Genomic DNA, 26027 nt, shown 5'->3' with positions numbered 1-26027 from the left:
ACGTGGGCGTCGCCTCGTCGACGCCGAGGATCGAGGGCGAGCGCAGGACAGCGCAGCGTCTGGTAGCCTGGTCGGCGCGGAGCGGACGGCCGGGACGCAGCGTGCTCGCCGCCGCAGCGACGCTCCTCAGCGCATGGCGGTCAACGTCTTCATCTCCTACGCCCCCGCGGATCGGTCGCACCTCGAGGCGCTCGAGGCGCACCTCGCCGCCCTCAAGCGGCAGGGCCTGGTGAGCACGTGGCACCGCGGCCGGATCGGCGCCGGCGCGGTGCGCGACGCGTCGATCGCGGCGGAGCTCTCCGCCGCCGAGGTGGTGCTGCTCTTGGTGAGCGAGGCGTTCCTCGCCTCGGACAGCTGCTACGAGCGGGAGCTCGGCGCCGCGCTGGAGCGGCACCGCCGGGGCGACGCGCGCGTGGTGCCGATCCTGGTGCGCCCGTGCGACCGGGAGGGCACCGCGCTGGCGGAGCTGGAGGCGCTGCCGCGGGACGGCGGGGCGGTGACGAGCTGGGCCGACCCGGACGAGGCCTGGACGGCCGTGGTCCGGGGCATCCGCGCGGCGGTGGAGGAGGCCGCCGCGAGCGCGCGGCCGGAGGCGGGGCCCACGAGGGCCGCGCCGACGAGCGCGCTCGCCGCGACGCTGCGCGAGGCCGAGGAGGCGATCCGCGCGATCGACAAGCAGATCGCCGCGGCGCAGAAGCGGCGGGTGAGGCTGAAGGCCGCCGGCGCGAGCACGGTGGAGGTGGACCAGGAGATCGTCGACCTCAGGCGCAAGCGCCGGGAAGGCGGCCAGCTGCACGTGGGCGAGGAGCTCAGCGAGGGGCGGTACCTGCTGCTCGAGCGGATCGGCCGCGGGGGGTTCGCGACGGTGTGGCGCGCGCTCGACGCGGGGCGGGGCGATCAGCCGGTGGCGATCAAAGTGCTGCACCCGAACCTCGCGGGCGACGAGGGGCGGCGGGAGCGGTTCTTTCGCGGGGCGCGCGCGATGGCGGAGCTCGACCACCCCGGCGTCGTGCGCATCCTGGAGCCGAAGGGCGAGGACGGCGGCTGGCACTACTTCGTGATGGAGCTCGTGCACGGCGAGGACGTGCAGAGCGCGGTCGTCGGGAAGCGGCTGCCGGCAGAGGGGGTGATCCCGATGATCCTCCGCGCTGGAGAGGCGATCTCGTTCGCGCATGGGCGGGGGCTCGTGCACCGGGACGTGAAGCCGGCGAACATCCTGCTCGACGGAGAGGGGCTGCCGCGGATCACGGATTTCGATCTTGTCTGGGCGCGGGACACGACGGGGGGCACGAGGAGCGGGGCGCTGGGGACGTTCCTCTACGCGGCGCCGGAGCTGATGCACCGCCCGCAGGACGCCGACGCGCGCGCGGACGTGTACGGGCTCGGCATGACGGCGGTGTTCTGCCTGCACGGGGGGGAGCTGCCGCCGATCATGATGCGGTATCCGGGGCGGGTGATAGAGCGGCTGCCGTGCGGCGACGCGGTGCGGAAGGTGCTCGAGAGGGCGATCGAGTTCGAGGCGTCGGAGCGGTACCCGGATGTGGCGGCGTTCTGCGAGGCGCTCAGGGGCGCCGTCGGCAGCGCGAGGGAGGCGCCGCTGGACGCGAGCTGAAACTGCCTGAAAAGCGCAGAATTTCGAACCGCCAAGATGCCAAGGACGCCAAGAAGAGAATCTTATCTTGGCGTCCTTGGTGCCTTGGCGGCTCATTTCTCGCTTGATCAACGAGATCGGTGTTCCAGGCTCAAGACCGGTCACCGGATGGATCTCGTTGGCTTCCGATGCGCGGGCCCCGCCCGCCGACGAGATTGATAATCGATCTTCGACGCCCTCACCCCCCCGGCTTCCTCGTATACCGGTGCTTCACCCCCAGCGGGAAGTACTCCGGATCCCCCGCCGCCCGCAGCGTCACCCGCGGCGCGCGCTTCCCCGCCGGCACGTAGCTCCTGAACTCGCTGTTCAGCCGGACCAGGTGCTCCTCGATCGACCGCGCCGCCGCCTCGCGCCGCGCCTCGCTCTCCCCTTCCCCCGGCGCGAGCTCGACCACGACCGAGAGATACGCGTCCCTGTCCGCGCCCTCGCGGACCTCCAGCACGAACTTCCCGGTCACCCACTCCTTCACGCCGGGCTGCTCGATGCCCACGACCACGTTCTCCGGATAGATGTTCGCCCCGAAATACGACACCGTGAAATCCGAGCGCCCGAACACGTAGACGAACGGCAGCTCCCGGGCGCCGCGCTCGCCGTCGAGCTCCCGCCGCGGATCGAACCCGAAGCCGGCGAGCGCCGCCATCATGTCCGCGTGCGCATAGACGCCCCCGCTGTCGAGGATCGCGTAACGGACGAGCGGAACCCCGTTCTCGCCCGAGAAGAGCAGCATCCCCTCGCGCTGCTCGAAGAACCTCACCGCCGGGTCGTACTGCACGAGCGTGGGGAGCCGGTCCTGCCCGAAGAGCGCGCGCGCGGCGTCCGGCCTCCCCGCGAGGAACCGGCGGATCGCGACGCTGAGCGGCGTCTCGTTGCCCAGCACGCCGGCGTCCGCCGTCCCGTAGAGCGACGCCGAGTCGTAGCAGGGCGACGTCGACCCGACGCGCTCGCCGACCAGGCTCCGCCACTCCTCGCTGAACACCTCGCCGGCCATCACGAGCTTGATCCGGAGCGGCGCCCAGTCGACCCCGCGCGCCCGCCCCGTGTCGATCACGTCCTTCAGGAACGGCGGATAACCGAGCAGGACGACCTGATCGAACGCCGGCCCCAGATCCAGCACGACGCGGAAGATCTCGTCCTTGTTGTTGCCCGGCGTAACGACCGTGATCGGATATCCCTTCGCCGCGAGGTGGCGGCAGCACGCGGTCGTGTACATCCCGCCGACCCACGACCCGAGCGCGAAGCACACGACGGCGAGCGTGCGGCGCGCGTCGGCCCGGAAGCTGTCGTGAAACACCTGCTCGAAGCGCCGGGCCACCGGGAGCTCGTCCGCGACCGACCGCGGCCAGAACGTCGGCTTGCCCGTCGAGCCCGACGAGACGGCGACCATGTCGCAGGACTCGACGCGCCCGCCCCGACACAGGTCCGCGATCGGGTGCCGGAGCACGTAATTCTGCTTCGTGATCACCGGGAGCGCCGCGAAGTCCGCGGGGGTCCGGACCGCCGCCGGATCGACGCCGCGCTCGTCGAGGAAGCGCCGGTACGCGGGGACCGTCGCGGCGACCTCGTGGAACAACGCGAGCGCGCCGGCCGCCGGATCGACCTCGCGATGCCGCGACAGCGCCGCGTCGAGCGGCGTGCTCAGGAAGGCGTCGATGGCCGCCAAGACCCGCCTGGGTGCTACATCCTGCATCGCGAGCTCTCCCTCCTTCGGACGTTTCACGGCGAGGCGCGCGGGCGGCGCGCGGCCTCCCGGCCCGCTCGCCTCCCCGCGGGCCCAGCTTACCTCACGCGCGGCCGGCGTTCCCCGCCTCGCCCGCGAGCGACACCTCGTCGGCGCGCCGCTCGTAGCCCGGCGGCGGATCGGACGGCGGGTTCGCGAGCAGCGACGTGATCACCGTCTCCAGCCACCGCCGCAGCGGCGTGTGCTGGAAGCCGAGCTCCGCCCTCGCCTTCGCTGGCTCCAGCAGCGACATCCAGCGATCGCTGAACGGCGACATCGCGACAGGGTCGATGCCGCGCGCCCGGAGCGCGGCCGCGTCGACCGGCGCGAGGCGCGCCGGCGCGCCGAGCAGCTCGGCCACGAGCGCGAGCAGCTCCGCGAGCGTCGGCCTCTCGTCCATGCAGAGGTTGTACGCCTGCCCGAACGTCGACGGCACGAGCAGCAGCTTCACGATCGCCCGCACGACGTCGCCGCTGTACACGTGCCGCACGGCGTGCCCGCCGCCGTCCGGGACGAGCAGCGGGCCGCCGTCGAGCACGCGCGCGACGTAGCGCTCGAGGCGGCGGTGCGGGTCGCGCTCCCCGTTCACCATCGGGATGCGCAGCACGGTCGCCGGGAAGCCGTCGTCCCGGAAGGCGGCCGCGAGCGCCGCCTCGCAGCCGCGCTTGTTCATGCCGTAGGCCCACGCCGCGCGATCGTCCTCGCCCTCGGGCTCCGGGAGCAGCGGGCCGTCGTAGTCGCGCTCGCGCGACGGCCGCGGGCACCCCTCGCGCACGAGGTACACCGAGCCGGTGCTGATCATCACGTAGTGCCCGACGCGCCCGCCGGCGAGCGCCCGGGCCGCCGCGCGGCCGTCCGCGGCCGTGTACGCGGTGAAGTCCACCGCGGCGTCGAACTCGCGGCCCACGAGCGCCTGCGCGAGGTCGTCGGCCGCGCGGTCGCAGCGGACCCGCGCGACGCGGTCGCCGAACCGATCGGGCGTCGCGCCGCGGTTCAGGAGGGTGACGTGGTGGCCCGCCGCGAGCAGGCGGTAGACGAGGAAATGGCCCATGAACCGGGTGCCGCCGAGCACGAGGACGCGCATGCGCGGCAACCTATCACCGCCGCGCGCAATGCGGACGACGCGGGCGACGCGATCGCGGCGCGGGCGGGCGCCGGGCGGCCTCTCGCGCTCGAGCGGGATCAGGCCGCGCCCCGGCCGTGGTAGAGAGCGGTCCGTGCCGTTCTCCCATATCCTCGGCCAGGACACCGCGGTCGGCACCCTCGTGCGCGCGCTCGAGACGGGCCGCGTGCACCACGCCTACCGCTTCGAGGGCCCGCCCGGCGTCGGCAAGGAGCTCGCGGCCGTCGCGCTCTCGCAGGCGCTCGTCTGCACCGGGGGCGATCCGCTCGGCTGCGGCCGCTGCGACGCGTGCCGGCGCGCGGCCGCGCGCTCCGAGGGGCGCCCCGCGGCGCCGCTCCACCCCGATGTGCAGATCGTCGCGAAGAACTTCTACCCCGCCGCCATCATCGGCCGGAACCGCGACGAGCTGACCGAGATCTCGGTCGACCAGGTCCGATCCATCGTGCTCGCCCACGCGTCCTACCCGCCCCACGAGGGGCGCGCGCGGGTGTTCATCGTCCGCGACGCCGAGGACCTCAGCGTCGGCGCCGCGAACGCGTTCCTCAAGACGCTCGAGGAGCCGCGGCCGGGCACCCACTTCATCCTGCTGACCTCGCGCGGCGACCGCCTGCTCAACACGATCCGCTCGCGCACCTTGCCCGTGCGCTTCGCCCCGCTCTCCGAGCCGATCGTCCGCGGCATCCTCCGCGATCACGGCGTGCCCGAGGAGCGGCACGACCTCGCCGTGGAGCTCGCCGCGGGCAGCGCCTCCACGGCGCTCGAGCTCGCGGACGAGGAGCAGACCGCCTCGCGCGACGCGTTCGTGAGGAGCATCCTCGCGGCCGCGGCCGCTCGCGACCTCGGGCCCGCCGTCGCCTTCGCGGAGTCGCTGGATCGCGACAAGGGCGCCCTCAAGGACGACCTCCGCGCGCTCAACGCGTCGCTCGCCCGCGAGGCCCGCGCCGCGGTCGCGGCCGATCCGCGCCGCGCCGTCGTCTCGGCCAGGCGCTACGCGGCGGTCTCGCGCGCCGTGGCGCAGCTCGAGCGCAACGCCTCGCCGAGCCTGGCGATGGCCTCGCTGATCGCGGAGCTGCGCGGCGTCATCGGCTGACGGCCGCCGCGTCAGCCCTCGCCGCCGCCGCCGAGCCGCTCGTACCCGCCCTCTTCGACGCGCCGCCCGACCCAGGCGTGGATGCGCCCCTCGCTCGCGAGCACCACGGCCGCGTCGTGCCCGCCGCCCTCGTACAGGGCGATGATCCCCGCCTCGCCCAGCGAGGGCGCGCCCTGCCCCAGGCGCTCCAGCGCCGCCGGCAGCCGCGCGCGCCGCCGCAGGGTCATGCCCGCGATCTCGAGCGTCGCCGGCGGCTCGTCCGGCGAGTCGACCGCCGCGGGCGCGAGCCACAGGATGTCGCGCCGCGGCGCGGGGAAGGCCACCACCGCCCGCTGCGTCGCGCCCTCCGGCGCGAGGAACACCGTCGCGACGACCTCGCCCCGCTCGCGCGCCACGATCGCGCCCGAGAGCCAGCGCTCCTCGATCCCGGCCAGGACCACGTCGCCGAGCGCGAACGGCAGCTCGTCCCACGGCGCGCCCTCGGGGGACGCCGCGGGCGCGGCGCGCTCGTCCTCGTCGCGGTCCTCCCACAGCGCCTCCCGCTCGCGGCGCGCCGCCATGTAGCCCACGGTGGCGGCCACCGCCGCGGCGGCCGCCGCGAGCAGCGTGAGGCTCATCGCGCGCCTGCGCCTGCGCCCGCGCCGCGCGGCGCCGCGGCCGCGGGCGCGAGGGCCTCCGTGAGCGCCCGCGCCCGCGCGCTCACCTCCTCAAGGGCGCGCGACGTCGGCGCGCCCGGCTCCGGCAGCAGCGCGGCGATGATCGACGCGGCGGAGCAGAGCGGGCCCACGTCGCGCGCCCGCTCCAGCGAGATGCCGCCGATCGCCACGACCGGCAGCCCCGGCCGCGCCCGCTCGACCATGGTGCGCAGCGACGCGAGCCCCTCGAGGCCGACCACGGCGTCGGGGCGCTCCTTGCTCGACGTCGAGAAGATGGGCCCGATCGCGATGTAATCGAGGTGCTCGGGCGCCTCGCGCAGCGCGGCCTCGATCTGCGCGGGCGTGTGGGTGGAGAGCCCGACGCGCAGCCGGGCGCCGGCGCGCTGCGCGAGCCGGTGCACCGCGGGCACCGGGAGATCGTCCTGGCCGACGTGCACGCCGTCGCAGCGCGCGAGCGCCGCGAGATCTGCCCGGTCGTTCGCGAACAGCGGCACGCCGGCGCGCGCCGCGAGCGGCTGGATCGCGCGGAGGAGCGAGAGCGTGCGCGCGGCCCCGCCGCGCTTGTCCCGCAGCTGGAGGGCCCCGGGGCGCGCGTCGAGGACGGCCTCGGCGAACGCCGCCGGATCGAGCCCGCGGCGCTCGAGCGAATCGGTGTCGACGATGGCGTACAGGCCGCGCATGACCACGCTTCGAGCGATGGGAGAGCGCCCGAGCGCCCCCGAGGGAAGCCGGGCTCGCCGGCTACGCTAAGGTTGACGCCCCCAGAAAGAAAGCGGAAGCGTTCGCTCCCGAACGGATCCTCCATGCGCACACGTCTCGTCCGGATCGCCTGTCTGTTCGCGTCGGCCACGTCGGCCGCGTCGGCCGCCGTGGCCGTCCTGGGGCTCGCGTCGAGCCCTGCGCTCGCGGAGGAGAAGCCGGGCCCCGCGCAGCAGGGGGAGAAGCCGAGCTCCGCCGCGCCCGCCGAGGGCCCGAAGGCCGACGCCGCCGCCCCGCCTGGCGGGGCCAAGGCCGCGGCGCCGAAGGCGAGCGCGGCCGCGCCGAGGGCGGGCGCGAAGAAGAAGGCGCCCGAGCCCGCGCCGCTGCCGCCGGCGCCGGCGCGCATCTGGCTCATCGCGCCGTCCCCCAAGGGGCCGTGGACGATGCGCATCGACAACGAAGGGGAGCGCCCCATGCGCATCCCGGCGGACGTGCGCCTGCTGCGCTTCGAGATCGACACGCTGAACAAGCGCACGAAGAAGACGACCCGCTGCGCCGCCCCCGCGGGGCTCAAGCCGAGCGGGTTTCCCGAGCGGCGCGCGCTCCTGCTCGCGCCCGGGCAGTCGTACGTGGAGCATTTCGATCCACGCCTGCTCTGCTTCGGCAAGGACGAAGCCGCGCTCGCCGGCGGCGCGGTGGTGAGGGCGTGGTACGGCTGGGGCCCGCCGCCCAAGTGGTCGAGAAAGGCGCCCTCGCCGCCGTTCGCCGCGGAGTCGACCGACGATCCGCCGGCGTTCGCGCCGGCGCCCGGGCTGGCGGCGCCCACCGTCGTGCTGAGCTACGGCCTGCCCCGCAAGGAGGCCGCCGCGGACGGCGCTGGCAGCGCCGCGCCGCCCTCGGCGGCAGACCATGGGGCGCAGCCGTCGGCCGATGGGGCGGCGCAGCCCCCGGCCGACAAGACGGCGCAACCGTCGGCCGACAAGGCGCCGCCGCAGCCCCCGGCCGACAAGACAGCGCAGCCCCCGGCCGACAAGCCGATTCAAGTCGCTGCGGGCGCGCCGGGCGAGCCGATCGTGGACGCGAACGCGCCTCGCCTGGAGCTCACGAGCGAGCCCTGGTCCGACGCGGCGAGCCCTCGCTCGATCGTCGTCCGGGTCAGCGCGAAGAACGCCGGCAGGCGCCCCATGACCGTGGCCATCCGGTCGCGGATGCTCGCGTTCCTCGTCGTCGGACCGAACGGCACGACCGTGTGCGAGGCGTCCCCGCCGACAGGGGCGATCCCGCGCGACATGTTCAGGACGCTGAAGCCCGGCGCGTCGGTCGACCTCTCGCTCCTCCTGCGGGAGGTCTGCCCCGACAACACCTTCGCCCGCGAGGGTCTCTACCAGGTCAAGGCCACGCTGCACGCGAACGAGCCGGGCACAGGGCTCGGCCTGGACGCGTACACGGCCATCGTCCGCGCCAAGAGCTCGACGCTCCTCCGCGTGAAGAGCGCGCCGGAGCCGTTCTACGCGGCCGCGCCCCGCGCCGTGCCGACGCCGAAGCCCGAGGAGGGAGAGGCGCCGGAGCCGGAGGACGGCGAGCGACCTTGAGACGGATCGCCGCGCCGGGCGCGGCCGAGCCCCGCGCTACACCGGGATGATCCCCCGCTTCTTCTCCGGCCGCTCCACCCGCTTCTTCCGCGCGAGCTCGAGCCCCCACGCGATCGCCCTGCGCGTGTCCCGCGGATCGATCACGTCGTCGATGAGCCCCCACCCGGCGACCTTCATCACGTCGATGTTCTTCTGGATCGCCTCGATCATCCCCTGCTTCACCTCGGGCGGCGGCGGCGCGTCCCCGAACATCTTCTTCGCCGCGATCCCGAGCATCCCCTCCGGCCCCATCACGCTGATCTCCGCGGTCGGCCAGCCGACGATGAGGTCCGGCTCGTACGCGCGCCCGCACATCACGTAATAGCCGGCGCCGTACGCCTTGCGCACGACCACCGTGATCTTCGGCACGGTGGCCGCGGCCATGACGTGCAGCATCTTCGCCCCGTGGCGGATGATCCCCTCGTGCTCGACCTTCGAGCCGATCATGAAGCCCGGCACGTCCTGCAGGAACACGAGCGGGACGTTGAACGCGTCGCAGATCTGCATGAAGCGCGCGGCCTTGTCGGAGGCGTCCACGTCGAGGATGCCGCCCATCTGGGTCGGCTGGTTCGCCACGATGCCGACCGGCTGGCCCCCGATGCGCGCGAGGCACGTGATGATCGAGCGCGCCCATCGCGGCTTCAGGTCGAACCGCTCGCCGTGATCCACGATCGCGTCGATCAGCTTCAGCATGTCGTAGGCGCGCCGCGGGCTCTCCGGCAGCAGGTCGAGCAGCGACTCCTCCCGCCGCTCGACCGGATCCGTCACCGGCAGGCGCGGCGGCTCCTCGTCGCAGCTCGATGGGAAGAACGAGAGGTACCGCTTCACCGCGGCGATGCACTCGGCGTCGCTCGCGTACTCCGCGTCGCCGACGCCGCTCTTCGTCGCGTGCACCTTGCTGCCGCCGAGCTCCTGCTCGGAGATGGCCTCGCCCGTCATTGCGCGCACGAGCGGGGGGCCGCCGAGCGCCATCGAGCCGACGTCCTTGACCATCGGCACGAAGTCCGCGAGCCCCGGGATGTACGCGGTGCCCGCGGCGCCCGGCCCCACCATGGCGGCGACCTGCGGCACCACGCCGCTCATGTGCACCTGCTCGCGGAACAGGTGCCCCGAGCCGGCGAACAGCGAGATGCTGTCCGGGTGCATCGAGCCGGGATCGATGCGCGCCCCGCCCGAGTCGATGAACCACACCATCGGCCAGCGCCCGCGGAGCGCCATCTGCCGCAGCCGGGTCACCTTCTCCTCGCCCGTCTGCCCGATGCTCCCGCCCTTCACGGTGAAGTCGTACGCCGCCGCGCACACCATCCGCCCGTCGACCTTGCCGAACGCGCACACCACCGCGTCGGCCGGCGGCCGGTCCTTCCCGTCCGGCCCGGCCGCGAGCCCCATCTGCGTGCCGTGCATCCCGACCTCGAAGTGCACGCCGTCGTCGAAGAACGCGGCGAGCCGCTCCCGCGCCGTCATCTTCCCGCGGGCGTGCTGCCTCGCCACCCGCTCCTCGCCGCCCATCCGCCGCACCTGCTCCCGGCGGGCCTCGAGGTCCTTCACGAGCTCTCGCATGTTCACGGGCCACCTCATCCTGCGCGCCCCGCCCGCCACCGCGCGGCGCGCGGCGTCGAGTGGGGCCGCCTCAACCGAGAGCCAGCGAGCGCCGCGGCCTGCGGCGCCCTCCCGTCCCCCGCAAAGCACCCACGCGCCCCCGGCGCCTACCTGCCCGACCAGCGGGGCTGCCGCTTCTCCAGGAAGGCCATGAGCCCCTCGCGCGCGTCGTCGGTCGCGAGGCAGCCCGCGAGCCGCTCGCGCAGCAGCGGCAGCGCCGACTCCAGGTCGAGATCGTCCTGCGCCGCGAACGCCTCCAGGCCGAGCCGCACCGCGATCGGGCTCTTCGCCGCGATCGCCCGGGTCACCTCGTCGACCGCGGCGTCGAGCGCGCCCGGCTCGACCACCCGGTTGAGGAGCCCGCACTGCGCGGCCTCGTCGGCGTCGAGGCGCTGCCCGAGCAGCATCATCTCCAGCAGCCTGCGGCGGCTCACGTGCCGCTGGAGCACCGCCATGATCATCATCGGGAACAGGCCCACGTCGATCTCCGGCGTCCCGAGCTTCGCGCCGCGGGCGGCGATCGCGACGTGCGACGCCGCGACGAGCCCGAGCCCGCCGCCCAGCGCGTGCCCGTTCACCCGCGCCACGATCGGCTTGCTCGCGTTCGCCATGGCGAGCAGCAGGTCCGCGTAGTCGCCCTTCGGCTCGGGCGCCGGCGCCCCCTCGGCGCCGGTGAGCTGCGCGAAGTCGCCGCCGGCGCAGAACGCGTCGCCCGCGCCGGTCAGCACCACGCAGCGCACCGCCGCGTCGGCCATGCCGGCCTCGAGGGCACGGAGGAGCTCGTTCACCATCGCCGGCCCGATCGCGTTCTTGCGCCCCGGGTTGTTCAGCGTGAGCCGGAGGACGCCCCCCGCGGAGGCGGCCTGGACGACCGCGGTCGCGCCGGCCGTCACGAGGCCGCCCCCTCCGCCGGACCGCCCGCGCCGTCCCCGTGCAGCCCCAGGATCTGCCGGGCTTCCTCGACCGTGGCCGGCCTGCGCCCGACGTCGCGCACCATGCGCACGGCCACCTCGCACAGCTCGCCGTTGCTGCGCGCCATCTCGCCGCTCGGCAGGTAGAGGTGGTCCTCGAGCCCGCACCGCACGTTGCCGCCGAGCACGAGCGCCGCCGCCAGCATCCGCCACTGCCCGTGGCTGATGCCGATCACCTCCCACTCCGAGCCGTGCGGCATGATCTTGGTCTGGAGCTGGAGCGACTCCACATGCGCCGGGATGCCGCCCAGCACGTTGACGATGAACGAGAACTGCAGAGGCGGCTTGAGCAGGCCCATGTCGATGAGCGGCCACACGCCGTGGGTGTGCCCGGTGTCGAAGCACTCGAGCTCGGGCTTCGTTCCGGCCTCGTTCATGGCGGCGAGGAGCTTGCCGATCTTCGCGTACGTGTTGGGAAACACCATGTCGAAGTCGAAGCTCTTCCGCGCGCGCGAGTACTTCGAGTAGTTCATGGTGCCCATGTTGAGGGCCGCGATCTCCGGCCGGCTCTCGCGGATGGCCGCGCACTGCTCGCTGACGTCCTCGAGGAGGGTGCCCGTCGAGAAGTTCAGGATCACCGGGCAGCGCCGCCGCACCTCTTCCTTGATCTTCGCGAACACGGCCGGGGAGAACGTCGGCGACCCGTCGTCGTTGCGCGCGTGGATGTGCACCGCCGCCGCCCCTGCGTCGTAGGCCCGCTTCGCCTCCTCGGCGATCTCGACCGGCGTGTACGGGATCGCGGGGCACTGCTTGCGGTTCGCGAGCACCCCGGACAGCGCGCAGGTCACCACGCAGACATCGGGGTCTCGCTCGTTCGGCTTCCTCGGCTCCCCGGTGAACGTCGGCTTCTCTCTCATGCCCCCTGCCTCCCTTTCACGTCCTCTTCACGTCCTCTCGCCGCCGTCGCCCTTCTTCTGTCCGCTCTGCGCGACCCGGGCGACCACCTGTCTCTGCAGCTTCGTCAGGATCCGGAGCAAGTCGCGCAGATCGGTCGAGCTCAGGCCGAGGAGCGCGCTGCGGAAGATCTCCATCGGCTCGACCTGGATCTCGCTGGCGAGCCGCGCTCCCTTCTCGCTGAGCCGGATGTGCACGACCCGCCGATCGGCCTTCGAGCGCTCGCGCCGGACGAGCCCTTCCCGCTCCATGCGGTCGACGATCCCCGTCACGGTGCTGTTCTGCGCCCGGATCCGCTCCGACAGCGTGGACAGCGACAGATCTTGAAACGACTCGAGCAGCTTGAGGATGGTGAGCTGGGGTCCGGTGAGGCCGAACCCGCTCGCCATGCCCTTCGTGAGCCGGCGCGACTCCGTGTAGAGATAGATGATCATCTCCACGATGGCGTCGATCTCCGGCCTCTCTGGCGGCGGCAGGGTCGCGGTCACGATGCTTCGTGTACGAAATATTCGCTCCCGAAGGTCGCGTCAAGCGCGCGGGCTCACACGCCACGCGCGTACCGAGCGGACACATCTAGATCACGACCGCAACGGCCGGCCGTCGGGGAGAGAGCTCGTGGCGCCGACCTGCTACGGGCCGCCGCGCCCCCGCTTCCCTCGCCGCACTTCCGCCCGGATCTCCCGGATGCACCACCGCAGCGCCTCCTGGAGGTCCCGGTGCACCTGGACCGACGAGAGATCGATCCCGAGCGACGACGCCGTCTGCGCCACCTGGGGCTGCACGCCGGCCACCACGCCCTGCGCGCCGAGCAGCTCGATCGTCTGCAGCATGCTGATGAGGTGCTGCGCCGTCGTCGAGTCGACCTCTTCGACCCCCGTCACCTCGACGATCGCATACCGCGACTTCGTCTCCACGATCGTGCGCAGCAGCTTCTCCGTGATCTCGGTGGCCCGGTGCCGATCGATGCTCCCCACGAGCGGCAGCACGAGCACGCTGTTCCAGACCTGGATGATCGGCGTCGACAGCGTCTCGATCGCGGACTCCTGCCGCTCGATCACCGCGCGCAGCGACTCCTGCTGCTCGACCACCGCGCGCAGCGACTCCTCGGCGCGCATACGCTCCAGCGTGATCGCGAACATCTCCCCGACGACCTGGAGCAGCGCCCGCACGCTCTTGTCCCACGCCCGGATCGAGCGCACCGCGTCGATCCCCACGACCCCCACGAGCCGGCCCGCGTACGCCGCGGGCATCCGGACGAACGAGGCGATCCCTAGCTCCGTGAACGCTCGCCGCTCGCTCGCTGCCTCATCCGGCAGATCGGCCACGCGCGGCACGTCGCACACCTCGAGGCGGCACAGCCTGTCGACGAGCCACGGATACACGTCCTTGGAGACGACGGCCCGCTCCGCGAGCAGCGACGGGACCCCTTCGGCGCACCACTCGTGCGTGTTCAGGAACCGCAGCCCGTCCTCCGAGAGCAAAAACAGGCTCGTCCGATCGGCGCGCAGCGCCTTGCCGAGCTCCGCGAGCGCCAGCTGAAAGCCGCGGTCGATGTCCGCGAGCTTCACATTGATGAAATGGGCCGAGATCGACGCGACCAGCATCTTGGTCTCGATCCGCTGCATCAGCGCCCGCTCGACGCGCTTCTGCTTGCCCACGTTGCGCGCCCAGGCGTAGACGAGCCCCTCGCCGGGCACCGACAGCATCGACCAGGACAGCCACACGTAGAGGCCGCTCCTGCTCCTGCACCGGTTCTCCATCCCGAGCGTGACCGGCCCCTCCCGGAGCCGCGCCAGCTGCTCCCGCGTCGCGGCGACGTCGTCCTGGTGCACCAGATCGAGCAGGTTCCGGCCGACCAGCTCCTCGGACCCGAGGCCCAGCGTGCGCTCCCAGGCGCCGCTCACGCGGAGGAACGATCCGTCGATCCGCAGAACGCAGAGCGGATCGGGACAGACAGCGAAGAACCTCGCTACGTCCGCTTCGTTCGCAGGTGCGTTCATCGCCGGTCGCCTTACCGAGCCCCCACCCCACGGTTACGGCTCTTTGATTCCTCGAACGTCGTCCGCGCGGCCACGTGCTCCTCGTTCAGGTTGAGCAGGATCGGCAGGGTCTCGTGCTGCCAGTCGTCGTCGAGGATCCGCCGCACCGTCACCCGCCCGGGCACCAGGTTGTATACGGCGTCCACGATGTCCATGATGACGTAGAAGCCGTTCGAGTTGCAGAACCGCATCTTCACGAAGTCCATCACCGTGGACGTGATCGGATGCTGCGGGAGGACTCGCGCCAGCTCGTCGAGGTAGCTGGACAGGTACCGGTACGGGTTGTCGATCCGGATAGCGCCCTCGAAGGTCAAGACGAGGCGGTTGTCGTCATCGAGCCGGGCGACCGACTGAAAGACGCTCAGCCCGCCATCCGTGATTTCTCCATAGCTGAGAGCCTTCATACGCGACCTTTCGTGGAAAACATACGCAGCCTTTTCAAGGGAAAGTAGCCTGGACGACGAGAATTCCATCGACGTACTGCGTCGAGAGATGGAATTTGTTCTCAGCGGTCAGCCGAATGAGGCCGAGGCCGCCCCTCCGCCGGTCGTTGCGCCGCTCGCGCACCGTCCTGGCGAAGAGCTCCCTCGGGTCCTCCGCGGCGAAGATCTCGTCGAATACCGCCTTGACGGTACGGTACTCTTCCGGCGTAACGCGGTTGGATACCTTGATGAGTAGCCGGTCGGGATCGATGCTCAGGTCGAGTCGTACCTCGCTGTCACGCTCGGTCCCGTGCTGGATCACGTTGGTGACCAGCTCGGTGACGACCACGTTGACCTTCTGGCAGATCCGTCTGGGATAGAACCTCACCAGGAGCGCATCCAGAAAGTTCGCAAGCAGGCCGGCCACGTCGCCCGTGATGTGATCGATCGGAGATATATATATCGATGCACCGACCGACGTCTGCGAATGATTCTTCTCGGGCTTCATCAGGCGCACCTTCGCAGGATGATCAGTGTGATGTCGTCGGCGTCCGCCACTCGGAACCGCGTGTAGTCCTCGATGCACCGGTCGAGGATGACCTGCACCGGCTCCTCGCTGTGCTTGACGACGATTTCGTTGAGACGTTGCACGGAATATATCTCCCCGCTCGCGTCCTGCGCCTCGAACATCCCGTCTGTGTACAAGGCGAGGACGTCGTCCTCCTCGAACGGCAGCTCGAACTCGTGAAACGGCTTGATGCGCAGACCGATGAAGTTGCTCACCCGGTTGAACGAGCGAGGCGTGCCCCTACGGACCAGGAGCCCGTACCCTCCGCCCGAGACGTAGCGGAGGAATCGGTCCGTAAACATGACGAAGTTCACCGTCGCGTACCGGCGAACCTCCCGGAGGAACGAGTAAGCGCTCCGGTTCACCCAATCCACGATCGCCCCGGGGCTGTCGAGGCGCTTGGTGGCGTGGGCGAACTGGGCCTTCAGAAACGCCATGATGAGCGCCGACGATACTCCGTGACCCGAGATATCGTAAACACCGATCGCGTGGCGCTCGCCGGGGAGATAGAAGAAGTCGTAATAGTCCCCTCCCACCTGCGCTAGCTGCTTGTGGAAGATGGCCATGTCGAACGCCGAGGCGATGGCCCCGCTCGCCTCCGGCAGCAGGGCGCGCTGGACCTGCCGCGCCACCGCGAGGTCGTCGTCGATGGCCCGGTTGTACCCTTCTAACTCGTTCTCGATGCTGGTCGCGTGCTCCAGGATCGCCTCGTGCACCAGGGAGAGATCGTCGAAGTCGAGCTTCAGCTTATCGACGTACTCCAAGAGTGCGCTGCAGCGCTCCATGAAGTCTGTGAAATTCCCCTCGTCGCGCAGGAGAGTGTTCCACGCTTGCCGCTCCTTCACGATCGCCCTGATGGCATCCAGATTGTTCTGCTTCTGTATGAAGCCTCTGGAGTGCATCGAGCTGATGTCCTTAGGTGCAGTCATGGCTCGACCTGGACGCGATTCGGGTTGGACGGAAGATCCCATCCGTTCTCAATCACAGAGTATCATCTCGAAGTTCTGGTTGAACTTCTTGAGGTTGGGCAGCGACTTCCCCTGCCACGGGATGGACTTCGAGCCGCGGACGATGAGCTGGAGCTCCCCCTTCTTCCGGGTGGCGATCGCGAACTTGTAGAGGACGTTGATCCCCGAGCTGTTCAGGAAGTTCAGCGCCCTGACGTCGAGCGTGATGGTGGGAGGGTTCGTGGCCAGGACCTTGTCGAGCAGCTCCTCGATGGGGGCATACTCGGTGGTGCCGCCAAGACGAAGGATGCCTTCCAGGTACACCACAACCTCAGAGGGATCGTACCAAACCCGGTAATTGCCACCTTTGATTTCCATTCTCGACCTTTCATTCAAAATAGGAATCCTGGCCATCGTCTTGATGCTGAAGCTGTTCACCGAGATCGGATCGAGCTTCCACCCAAGACTGACACCGTAATCATTCATGATGATGAGATAGCCGAGCCCCGACCCGGCGTTCTCCGCGTCCTCTGCGTTCGCCTCCGCCTGCCGCCGAAGGAGCTCCCCCGGGTCCTCCTGCGTGAGCTCGAGGAGCTTCTCCCGCAGCGACGGGACGGCCGCGTTCGTGATCTGGTTGCTGACGAGACACACCAGGTCCTCACGCCCGATGCCGACGGTCACGGTGATATCACCGTGCTGATTGAACTTGACGGCGTTCTCAACCAGCTCGTTCAGAACGTAACCGATGGCGCCTGAGACCTCGTCTCGGCTGATGAGCCTGTCCTCGCCGTCGATCTCCGGGAAGAGCTCCCCGAAGTACTCGGCCATGAAATTCGCCGTCAGGTTACACAGGCTCCATCTCACCGCGAACGAGTCGGGGTACAACGTCAGCGACATGTGCTCGCTGAACGAATCGTCTAAAGAGTAGACGCCGATGATTTCGCTCATGGTAATGCCCAGTCTCCCCCTTGCTCATACCCTCTTAATGACAAGTACCGTAATGTCATCATGGATTTTGTTGTAGCCTACGTGCGCCAAGACGTCCTCGATGATAGCGTCCTTGATCTCCCTCGAGGTCCTTTCGTGGTTGCGCGAGATCACCTGGCACAGCCGGTCGATGCCGTATTGCTCTTCTGAAGAGTCCTCCGCCTCGGTGATGCCGTCGCTGAACAGCGTCACGACGTCCCCGGGCTCGAGCTTCACCTCGATGCTGCCGATGAAGTCGCTGATATCCAGATCGATGCCGATCGGCAAGCCGAGCCCCATGGTCTCGACGCGATCGAGGGTGCCGTCCTTCCGGACGATGATCAGGTCCTCGTGCTGGCCGGTGAGCTGGAGCTGGCCGTCGCTGTAGTCGAGCAGGGTCAACGACAGGTTCTTGTCCGAGCGGATGCGCTGGATGTTCTGGTAGATGACCTTGTTGACGATGCTCAGGAACTTCTTCGGATCCCGCTCGTTGCTCGCGAGCAGCGTCCGGACGGCCGTCTGCACCATCAGCATGAGCACGCCGCTCTCCAGCCCGTGGCCGGTGACGTCGCCGATGCCGATCTTCACCAGCCCGTCGCTGCTGAGCACGTCGTAGTAGTCGCCGCCGACCTCGTCGGCCGGGGCCATGTAGCCGGCGATGTCGAGGCCCGGGATCTCCTGGAGCTCGCTCGGCGCGGGGAGCACCATCAGCTGGAGCTGGCGCGCGACGTTCAGCTCGGCGCCGAGGCGGATGTTCTCCTGCGCGAGCTTCGCGTTCAGCTCGCTGATCTCCTCGTTCGCCTTCTCGAGGGCCATCGTCCGCTCGCTGACGAGCTCCTCCAGGTTGGTCGTGTACCGCTCGATGTCGGACGCCATCGCGTTGAAGGTCATCCCGAGCCGCCCGATCTCGTCCTGGCTGTCGATGTTGACCCGCATCGAGTAGTCCTTGTTCATCAGCCGGTGCGCCGCCTCGGAGAGATCGACGAGGTTGGCCGTGATCCTCCGCGCGACCCAGGCGATGCCCACGAGCACGGCGAACAGGCTCAGCACGACGACGATGATCTGCTGGCCCAGGATGTTCCCCGCCGTCGACTGGATGGCGCGCTGGGCCGAGTGCACCGTGGAGAAGAGCTCGGACTCGGGCACCACGAACCCGAGCACCCAGTACTCCATCCCGATGGGCTTCTCACCCCGGTAGAAGTTCATCCCGGGCAGGCGCCGCAGGACGACGACGTAGGGCGTGGCCGGCTCGCCCGGCGCCCGCTGGATCGAGACCCGGTGGAAGACCGGCTTCTCGCTCGACGGCATCGCGATCTTGGCGACCTCGGGGTACTGGCTCTGGCTGAGGAGGCGCTTGACCTCCTTCACGCCCTCGTTCTGCCCGTCCCGCGTGCCGATCCCGAGGACCTTCTCGCCGTCGCTGTTGATCGCGAGGACGTTCGTGTCGGACATCGACATGAACGCGAAGCCCGTCGACTTGATGTGCACATGCCGGATGAGGGCCACCGCTTGATCCAGCGTGATGTCGATCGCGACCGCCCCGGCGCAGTCCGCCCGGTCCTTCGTCCAGAGGGGATGGAAGAAGGTGACGATGTTGCCGCCGGTCGCCGCGTCGATGTAGGGAGGATATCCGGTGACGTCGGTCTTCGGGACGGGCTTGCTGCTGGGGTCCTTGAGCCAGCGCTGCCACCCCTCGTAGATGCCCGGGAAGAAGGAGTCCCAGAAGTTCTTGTCCGTGTGCCCCGGGTAGAGCCGATCGAACGTCTGCGCCATCTCGAGCCAGGGCGTCAGACGCATGATGGGCCGCTCCTTCGGCCCCACGTAGTAGACCTGGAGCTTCTCGCTCCCGTTCTTGACGATGGCCGGGCCGAACAGGTCGAAGATCGCGTTCTTCTTGACGTCCTTCAGGATCTCCGGCTTGATCGAGCCGTCCTTCTCGAGCATGTAGTGCCACACGCTCATGACGGACTGCTCACCCGGCTTGTTCTGGGTCCACTTCCCGTTCGGATCGACCTCGAAATCGTCCTTGAAGAAGGATGATTTGTCGGGGAGAGTGCCTATGGCCTCCGCGGCGTCCGGGTTGTCGATCAGCGTCTGGAGCATCGACGCCGTCATCCGGAGCTCGGAGAACGTCTGCTCGAACAGGAGGTCGAGGCGGAGCGCCGTCGTCTCGATGTAGTTCTCGAGGTACTCGTCGTTGGCGCGAGCCAGCCCGCCGTAGACCTCGGCGCTCGCCTCCTGCTCCAGCCGCGTGACGTTGTAGAGGGCCGTGCCCGCGCTCGAAGCAAGAGCGATGAGGACGCCGAACGAGGCCACGAGCATGAACTTCGTACGGAAGCGCCCGGAGGACCTCTCGACGATCCACTGGACGATCGAAAACTTCTTGCGCTCCTTAGCTTCCATAGGTCGGCTCGCGGCGCCTCATCGGCCTCTCCAGTTCACTCACGCTACCGCATCAGCCGTTCTGGCTTGCGCCCGGAGCCGGCGAGTATCGGCCAGTTCGCATACCCCTTGTCGCTGAGGATGGCAGAGACATGGGCCCTGAGCCCGATGCCAATCTCCTCGAAGATCACCGGATCGGCGTTCGCCGACGCCGCGACGTCGCCGCAGAATTTGATCCAGCTCTCCACGACCTTCGCGAAGTTGTTCGGGTCGGTGTTCATGTTGTTGATGTCGATGAGATCGCTGCGGATGTCCTCGAGGCCCGCGTTCGCGAGCAGCTCGCGGGTCCTCACGCCGATGTCGAAGTCCATCCCGACCATCCGGCTCAGCTCGAGGTACCGCCGGTACCCCATGCGGATGAGGTCCTGATCCGGATAGCCGGTCACGCACGCGAGCATCTCGTTCGTGATGTAGACGCGGCCGCCGGGCTTGCAGATCCGGCAGAGCTCCTTCATCAGCTGGTCCGGCATGTGGAACACCTGGATGGCGAGCCGGCAGGACACGAAATCGAAGGAGTCGTCGGGGATCAGGAGCGCGGCGGCGTCGCCGTACTGATACTCGATGTTCTCGATCCCGAGGCTCCTCGCGTGCGCCTGGGCGTGCTTCAGGAACGCCCTGGAGTGGTCGACGGCCGTGACGTACTCCGGCTTGTACTCCGCGTTGAGCCGCACCGCGAAGTCCCCGAGCCCGCAGCCGATGTCGGCGACCTTCATGCCCGGCCGGAGGCCGTGCCGGTGGAGGAGCTTGCGCTCGTGGTTATAGACGATCTTCTCCTGGGTCCGCAGGACCCTGACGAAATCCTCGTCCTCGATGACGCTCTGGATCGGATAGAGCGCCTTGTCGTACACCTCCACCGAGACGTTCGGGTAGAGCTCCTCCATCACCTGGAACTTCCGCATCGCCCAGGGGATGACGCTCGAGATGATGAGGCGGATCTTGAGGTTGGGCCGCTCTTCCACCGCCCACCGGACGAACCGGTTGATCTCGAGGAAGGCGACGTTGTTCATGTACTTGAGGCGCTTGAAGTCGAGGGTGAGCTCGCCCGTCGCGTTCTTCGCGGCGGTCTCCAGCGTCCCTCGGATCGCCCGCATCTGGTCGCCCACGAACGGCCGGAGCATGCCGGCGAGGGCCACCTCCTGGTCGTCCTGGTCGACCCGCATGTTGAAGGTCACCGATGAGCGCCATGACGGAAGGCTCCCCGATGAGGACGAGGGCGGAACGGCGTTCTCAGGGTAGATTGAAGCACTCATTTTCATCTACCTCAGTAAACGGCAGCTCGATGTTCAATGTCAGCGAGGTCCCGTTCTTGGGTTCAGTAAGGCTTAGCGTCGAACCGTAAACCACAGCGAGCTCTAGCAAACCTAGAGTCGTAACATCGTTGTCGGGCACGTCGTGCTCGAGCTGCTCTCGGTACCAGGCCATCGGATCTGGCTGGTTGAGCAGCTGGACGGCGTGCTTGTAGAACGCCACGTTCTCGCTGCTGGCGGGCACCTCGGCCGTCACGCTGATGCGACCGTTGTTCCTCTGGAACGTGATGATGATGTCGCCCGACGGAGCGTGATTGCGATAAATGGCTTCAAGCAGCTCGTTGAAGAAGGTCGAGAGCAGCGTCGCATAGCGCTCCGGGTCGTCCTCGTTTGCGCTCGCGTACCGCGCGAGGAAGTTCGCCATCTGATGGCAGTGGCTCCAGCGCTTGCTGAAGCCAGTGACCGAGAAGTTGGCTGAGATGATCATGCCGCTCGGCGCCATGACCGGCGGTGGTCGCAGCGTCGGGGCTACATCGGTCGGCTTCGAAACGGACATCAAGGCCTCGGGGTTGGTTTGCGAGAGGAGGCAGGACGCAGAGTACCTGGAGTCTGGGTGCCGCGTCGAGTGCGTCGCGCTCCCGCTCGAGGTCGCCATGGTGAACTCGGACGAGCACAGCGCTGACGAGGACTGCCTTGGAGGTGCCCGGATTGCCACAGGATCGAAACGATAATGTGTTACAGATCACATTTATTCGTTGCTGATATTCCGCGCAGGTAGAGAAAGGTGCTCCCCCCGTGCGCTCGCTGGGGCCCGGATCGCGACGTGCGCTGTTGCTCGGGCGCGACGCCAGGTGGCCGGCCCGCGGCGCGGGCGCGCGCCGGCCGAGTTCTCCACAGACCCGCGCGCGCGCGCCGTGCAGCGACGACGGAGAATTCGCTGCGCCGCGCGTCGTCCACGGACCCTGGCAGGCGGCGCCTGCGACCGTCGAAGCCTTCGAGAACACCGTCAATGGAGGTAATCGAAAGCGCGTCGGTCCTGTCAACACTTTCATGCCATCCCCGCCACTGCCGAGATCACTCATGGCGTGTGGTCGCGAGTCGCTACGGAAGTGTGCGGAGCTCGGTGGGGCGACCTACCCAGTGCAGGCCGGCGCGGAGCGCGGGGGCGAGTGGCCCTCTCCGGCGAGTGATTTCACAGCGACGTACGCGTCGGGCGCGCGCCCCGGGCCCGGCGCCCGCGAGCGCGCGCGGCCGCGGGCCCGCGCGTCCCGTGAGCTCGCTTGGCCCGCCAACTCGCTCTCTCCGCCCGCGGCGCCGAGCGCTGGAGGTTGCGGTCGGGCGGAGCGCCGCGCCGCGCGACGATTGCGCTTGACATGCGCCCCGGCGGCAGCGCGGATCCGCGGCTGTCACCGCGGCGCGGCGCCGCGCCGCTCGATCGCGTCGAGCTCGTCCATCACGGCCTTCACCCGCGGATCGGCGGGGTCCACCGCGCGCGCCTTCTCGTACGCCGCGCGCGCCTCCTTCAGCTGGCCCGACTGCGCGAGCGCGTTGCCCAGGTTGATCCACGCGCTGCCGAGCTTGTCGTCGAGCCGCAGCGCCTCGCGGTAGAGCGCGGTCGCCTTGGGCAGGTCGCCGCGGAGGTGGTACGCATACCCGAGGTTGGATCGGTACGTGGCGCGCGCCGGGTCGCGGGCCACCGCCGCCTCGAGGTACGGCACGGCGCGCGCCGGATCGTTCGCGGCGAGCAGCGCCGTCCCGAGATCGTTTTGCAGCCGCGCGTCGGCCGGCGAGAGCCTCGCGGCGCGCTCGTAAGCGCGGATCGCGTCGGCCGTCTTCCCCGCCGCGAGCAGCGCCGTCCCGAGGTTCGCCTGCCGCTCGGCGTCGCCGGGGGCGAGCTCGGCGGATCGCGTGAGCTCGCGGACGGCGTCCTGCAGGTGGCCGAGCGCGAGGTGAGCGACGCCGAGCGCGGAGCGGGCCTCGGCGTCGCTCGGGGCGAGCTCCGCGGCCCGCGCGAGCTCGCCGAGCGCCGCGTCGGCGCGGCCGAGGACGAGGAGGGCGCGGCCGAGCTCGAGGTGCGCCGGCGCGTGCTCCGGATCGAGCTTCACCGCGCGCTTGAGCTCGGGAATCGCGGCGAGGAGCGTCTTGTCGCCCGGCGCCCCGTTGTAATCGGAGGACACGCCCGCCCTGGCGATCGCCGCGCGCTGCGTCCCCACGATCGCCGCGGGGTCTCTCCTGTCGAGCAGCGCGGCCGCGCGATAGGCCCTCTCGGCAGCGGCGAAATCGCCGCTCGCGTAGGCGGCGTCGCCCTCCTCGAGCTTCCTGTCCGCCGGCGTGCCGGTGCCGCGCGCGACGCGCGGAGGAGGGCTCGCCGGCGCGTCCTCGCTGGTGGACGGCGCGTCGAGCGGGACGCCCGAGCCGGTCGCCTGAGGCGCCGCCGCGCCCGCGGCCGCCCCGCTCGGCGCCGCCCCGCTCGCCGCGGTAGGCGCGGCGGGCGCCGGCGGGGCTCGCGGGGCCGATCGCGCGGGCGCGTCCGCCGGCTGCGCCGGCGCGCCCGCGCAGCCGGCGAGCGCGACGAGGACCGCGAGCCTGCGGATCGATCCGCAGGAGCTCACAGCTTGTACGGGGTCATCGCGTGCTCCTTGCCGTCATACCGGAGCAGCACAGGCTTGTTATCCATCTTCGTCGCCACGCCGACCGGCCGCTTCCAGCAGCGGACGAGCGCCACGAGCGTCTCGCGCGCGTAGTCGGCGCGCAGGTCGAAGCCGCCGTGCACGTGCTCGAGCAGGAGCTCCCCGCGGTTGCCATAGTTGGCGTCGACGACGCGGATGTAGGGGTCGCCGAAGTTCGTGAGCTGGAAGAGGAGCTTCTCCTTCACCTCCTTGAACTCGCGGCTCTCGATCTCGAACCGGTCGTTCCGGCCGGAGAAGCCGAACGTGTACATCTTCTGGTCGATCACGAACTCCGGCGTCAGGAACTCGTCGATGAAGGTCACGTCGTTGTAGAGTGCGCGCACCTGGAAGATCTTCTCGCGGCCGAGGCCGAGCCGCATGTCCCAGGTGCGCTTCGCGTCGAGGTCGGTGCACTCCTCCCACTCGCGGCCGAAGCGGCCCTTGTTCCACCGATCCTCGATGTAGCGATAGAGCTCCACGCCGACCTTGTACGGGTTGAACCGCCCCGGCGCCGTCGCCATGACACCGGCGTTGTTCTCGGCGTAGTCGATGATCTCCGACGCATCGAGGACCTTCTCGGTCATCATCTTCGAGTGCCAGTACGAGGCCCACCCCTCGTTCATGATCTTCGTCTGGCGCTGCGGGACGAAGTAGTAGGCCTCCTCGCGGATGATCTCGAGCACGTCGCGCTCCCACCGATCGAGCGGCGCGTGGTCGAGCAGGAACTTGAGCACGTCGCGCTCCGGGCGCTCCGGCACCTTGCGCTCCGGCTTCTTCTGCTCCTGCCGCTTCTTCTTCTGCGCCGCGAGGATCTCCTCCGGGTTGATGAAGGAGTCCATGTACTCCTTGGCCCGGAGCTTGTACGTGTCCATCGGCTCCTCCGCGGGCTCCTCTTCCTCCTTGGGCGCCGGGCGGCCGGTGAACGGGGCCCACGGGTCGATGAGGTTCTCGAGCGAGAGGCAGTGGTCGACGAACGCCTCGACCTTGTTGATGCCGTGACGCTCGATGTGGCGCGACACGCGGGCGCCGTGGTTCGCCATCTTGTCGATCCACTTGCGGTCCGGGTCGTAGGACTCGCTCCTGCGCACGGGGTCGAGGATCGGGCCGCGCTGGTCGAGATCGGTGGACCGGAAGCAGAAGTTGTTCTTGAAGAAGTCGACGTGCCCGAACACGTGCGCCATCACGAGCTTCTGGTCGGTGAGCGAGTTGCCCTCGAGCAGGTAGGCGTACGAGGGGTTGTTGTTGATGACCATCTCGTAGATCTTCGAGAGGCCGTACTCGTAGCTCTTCGAGAGCTGCTCGTACTCCATGCCGAACCGCCAGTGCGGGTAGCGGCTCGGGAAGCCGCCGTACGCGGCGATCTCGTTCATCTGGTCGTACGTCAGCATCTCGAAGACGACAGGGAAGAAGTCGAGCCCGTAGTCCCTGGCGATCTTCTCGATGCGCTCCTTCTCGGTGCGCAGGTACCGGGGGAGCGCGGTGTTCAGCGCGAACTTGCTCATGCCGCCCTATTTCCCCTTCCCGAGGAAGTCCTTGATGCTGCCCACGATGGCGTCCTTGTCCCTGATCTCGCTCACCACGACGCGGTCGTCCTGCGAGAAGTGCTCCTTCAGATCCTTGATGAACTGGCCCGAGCCGTACGGGCTCTCGACCTGCCCGTAGGCGAACATGTTGACCCGCGGCAGGATCTGGGTCTTGAGCACGTCCACGCAGGAGAGGGTGTCGTCCATCGACCAGTTGTCGCCGTCGGAGAAGTGGAACGGATAGATGTTCCACTCGTCCGGCGGGTAGTCGTTGTCGATGATCTGCGAGCAGAGCTTGTAGGCGCTCGAGATCATCGTGCCGCCGGACTCGCGCGTGTGGAAGAACGTGTCCCGGTCGACCTCGCGGGCGATGGCGTCGTGGATGATGAAGCGCGACTCCAGGCCCTTGTACTGGCGCGTGAGCCACGCATCGATCCAGAACGACTCGATGCGCACGATCTCCTTCTGCTCGTCGCCCATCGAGCCGGAGACGTCCATCATGTAGATGATGACCGCGTTCGCGACGGGCTCGGTGATCGTCTTCCACGACCGGTACCGCTTGTCGTCCGGGATGGGGACGACGACCGGCGCCGTCGGGCGGAACGTCCCGCTCGAGATCATCCGCTTCAGCGCCTCGCGGTACGTCCGCTTGAAGTGGCGCAGCGACTCCGGGCCGACCCGGCGGATGCCCGAGTAGCGGTCGTGGGCGTTCGAGATCTTGCTCTTGCCCTTGTCCTGGATGTCGGGCAGCTCGAGCTCCTCGCCGAGGATGCTGGCGAGCTCCTCGAGCGTGACGTCGACCTCGAGGATGTGGTCGCCCTCGCCGCTGCCCGCCTGCCCCTGCCCGGGCTGCTTGTCGTCCGAGCTCCCCACGGGATCGCCGGGGTTGCCGTCGCCCTGCCCTACGCCGCCGCGCTGCTTGTCGCCGAAGCGGAAGCGCGGGATGTCGATCTGAGGAATGGGAATCGAGACGAGGTCCTTTCCCTTTCGCCCGATGAGCTCGCCCTGCGAGATGTACTTGCGCAGGTTCTCGCGGATGCGGCCGCGAACGATCTGACGGAAGCGCCCGTGATCCTGGTCGATCTTCAACGACACGCCGACGAGTGTAGCATCGGAAGCGGCCCCGGGTCCGAACGTTCGGCGGGCCGCCGAGGTCTCCCGCGCCGTCGTCGT

22 protein-coding genes are annotated in these 26027 nt (G+C 69.5%); 3 read left to right on the top strand and 19 right to left on the bottom strand.

What is annotated here, in order from left to right; all coding sequences use genetic code 11:
* Positions 1-133 precede the first annotated feature (133 nt).
* The gene (locus NQZ70_RS11350; protein WP_129574240.1) at positions 134-1612 is read left to right on the top strand and encodes a protein kinase domain-containing protein; all 1479 of its coding nucleotides are present in this window, start codon (positions 134-136) and stop codon (positions 1610-1612) included.
* Positions 1613-1829: 217 nt separating this feature from the next.
* Here NQZ70_RS11350 and NQZ70_RS11345 read toward each other — a convergent pair whose 3' ends face one another.
* Both NQZ70_RS11345 and NQZ70_RS11340 read right to left on the bottom strand, forming a co-directional pair.
* On the bottom strand, positions 1830-3338 hold the full coding sequence (locus NQZ70_RS11345; protein WP_129574239.1) for a phenylacetate--CoA ligase family protein: 1509 nt from the start codon (positions 3336-3338) through the stop codon (positions 1830-1832).
* 94 nt (positions 3339-3432) lie between these two features.
* Positions 3433-4452, bottom strand: a complete 1020-nt coding sequence (locus tag NQZ70_RS11340) for an NAD-dependent epimerase/dehydratase family protein (protein ID WP_129574238.1) — start codon at positions 4450-4452, stop codon at positions 3433-3435.
* 133 nt (positions 4453-4585) lie between these two features.
* On the opposite strand from NQZ70_RS11340, the gene NQZ70_RS11335 reads away from it, so the two are divergent.
* Positions 4586-5581: a DNA polymerase III subunit gene (locus tag NQZ70_RS11335; RefSeq protein WP_129574237.1), complete on the top strand. Its 996-nt coding sequence runs from the start codon at positions 4586-4588 to the stop codon at positions 5579-5581.
* Between the two features lie 11 nt (positions 5582-5592).
* On the opposite strand, the gene NQZ70_RS11330 is transcribed toward NQZ70_RS11335, so the two are convergent.
* Both NQZ70_RS11330 and NQZ70_RS11325 read right to left on the bottom strand, forming a co-directional pair.
* Positions 5593-6198: a hypothetical protein gene (locus tag NQZ70_RS11330; RefSeq protein WP_129574236.1), complete on the bottom strand. Its 606-nt coding sequence runs from the start codon at positions 6196-6198 to the stop codon at positions 5593-5595.
* Complete coding sequence (locus NQZ70_RS11325; RefSeq protein WP_129574235.1) at positions 6195-6917, bottom strand: thiamine phosphate synthase; 723 nt, start codon at positions 6915-6917, stop codon at positions 6195-6197. The genes NQZ70_RS11330 and NQZ70_RS11325 overlap by 4 nt, the downstream gene beginning before the upstream one ends.
* 123 nt (positions 6918-7040) lie before the next feature.
* On the opposite strand from NQZ70_RS11325, the gene NQZ70_RS11320 reads away from it, so the two are divergent.
* Positions 7041-8528 (top strand): hypothetical protein, encoded by a 1488-nt coding sequence (locus tag NQZ70_RS11320; RefSeq protein WP_129574234.1) that lies wholly within the window; start codon positions 7041-7043, stop codon positions 8526-8528.
* Between the two features lie 36 nt (positions 8529-8564).
* On the opposite strand, the gene NQZ70_RS11315 is transcribed toward NQZ70_RS11320, so the two are convergent.
* The 15 genes from NQZ70_RS11315 to NQZ70_RS11245 form a co-directional block, all read right to left on the bottom strand.
* Complete coding sequence (locus NQZ70_RS11315) at positions 8565-10127, bottom strand: acyl-CoA carboxylase subunit beta (protein ID WP_237245639.1); 1563 nt, start codon at positions 10125-10127, stop codon at positions 8565-8567.
* Positions 10128-10273: 146 nt separating this feature from the next.
* Positions 10274-11059: an enoyl-CoA hydratase/isomerase family protein gene (locus NQZ70_RS11310; protein ID WP_129574232.1), complete on the bottom strand. Its 786-nt coding sequence runs from the start codon at positions 11057-11059 to the stop codon at positions 10274-10276.
* Positions 11056-11994, bottom strand: coding sequence for a 3-keto-5-aminohexanoate cleavage protein (locus NQZ70_RS11305; RefSeq protein WP_129574231.1), 939 nt, complete (start codon positions 11992-11994; stop codon positions 11056-11058). The genes NQZ70_RS11310 and NQZ70_RS11305 overlap by 4 nt, the downstream gene beginning before the upstream one ends.
* 27 nt (positions 11995-12021) lie before the next feature.
* Positions 12022-12519 (bottom strand): MarR family winged helix-turn-helix transcriptional regulator, encoded by a 498-nt coding sequence (locus NQZ70_RS11300; RefSeq protein ID WP_129574230.1) that lies wholly within the window; start codon positions 12517-12519, stop codon positions 12022-12024.
* Between the two features lie 141 nt (positions 12520-12660).
* Positions 12661-14031, bottom strand: a complete 1371-nt coding sequence (locus tag NQZ70_RS11295) for an STAS domain-containing protein (RefSeq protein ID WP_129574229.1) — start codon at positions 14029-14031, stop codon at positions 12661-12663.
* Between the two features lie 11 nt (positions 14032-14042).
* Complete coding sequence (locus tag NQZ70_RS11290; protein ID WP_129574228.1) at positions 14043-14474, bottom strand: hypothetical protein; 432 nt, start codon at positions 14472-14474, stop codon at positions 14043-14045.
* A gap of 34 nt (positions 14475-14508) precedes the next feature.
* Entirely contained in the window at positions 14509-15000 is a 492-nt protein-coding gene (locus tag NQZ70_RS11285; protein WP_236644532.1) for an ATP-binding protein, read from the bottom strand.
* Positions 15000-15962 (bottom strand): PP2C family protein-serine/threonine phosphatase, encoded by a 963-nt coding sequence (locus NQZ70_RS11280; protein WP_237245227.1) that lies wholly within the window; start codon positions 15960-15962, stop codon positions 15000-15002. The genes NQZ70_RS11285 and NQZ70_RS11280 overlap by 1 nt, the downstream gene beginning before the upstream one ends.
* Positions 15963-16037: 75 nt before the next feature.
* On the bottom strand, positions 16038-16955 hold the full coding sequence (locus NQZ70_RS11275; RefSeq protein ID WP_012234413.1) for a slr1658 superfamily regulator: 918 nt from the start codon (positions 16953-16955) through the stop codon (positions 16038-16040).
* A gap of 24 nt (positions 16956-16979) precedes the next feature.
* Entirely contained in the window at positions 16980-19376 is a 2397-nt protein-coding gene (locus NQZ70_RS11270) for a PP2C family protein-serine/threonine phosphatase (protein ID WP_129574226.1), read from the bottom strand.
* Between the two features lie 44 nt (positions 19377-19420).
* Positions 19421-20587 carry a class I SAM-dependent methyltransferase gene (locus tag NQZ70_RS11265; protein WP_129574225.1) on the bottom strand — a complete coding sequence of 389 codons (1167 nt, stop codon included), beginning with the start codon at positions 20585-20587 and terminating at the stop codon, positions 19421-19423.
* Between the two features lie 55 nt (positions 20588-20642).
* Positions 20643-21218 (bottom strand): hypothetical protein, encoded by a 576-nt coding sequence (locus tag NQZ70_RS11260; protein ID WP_237245226.1) that lies wholly within the window; start codon positions 21216-21218, stop codon positions 20643-20645.
* A gap of 850 nt (positions 21219-22068) precedes the next feature.
* Positions 22069-23274 (bottom strand): lipopolysaccharide assembly protein LapB, encoded by a 1206-nt coding sequence (locus NQZ70_RS11255; RefSeq protein ID WP_129574224.1) that lies wholly within the window; start codon positions 23272-23274, stop codon positions 22069-22071.
* Positions 23271-24833, bottom strand: a complete 1563-nt coding sequence (locus NQZ70_RS11250) for a SpoVR family protein (protein ID WP_129574223.1) — start codon at positions 24831-24833, stop codon at positions 23271-23273. The genes NQZ70_RS11255 and NQZ70_RS11250 overlap by 4 nt, the downstream gene beginning before the upstream one ends.
* Positions 24834-24839: 6 nt before the next feature.
* A complete protein-coding gene (locus tag NQZ70_RS11245) occupies positions 24840-25949 on the bottom strand; it encodes a DUF444 family protein (protein WP_129574222.1) in 1110 nt (369 codons plus the stop codon).
* Positions 25950-26027: the final 78 nt, after the last annotated feature.

Source organism: Sorangium sp. So ce836 (assembly GCF_028553905.1).
Taxonomy (GTDB): domain Bacteria; phylum Myxococcota_A; class Polyangia; order Polyangiales; family Polyangiaceae; genus Sorangium; species Sorangium cellulosum_D.
Note: the sequence above shows the minus strand (reverse complement) of the source record. Positions and strands in the feature narration are given on the sequence as shown.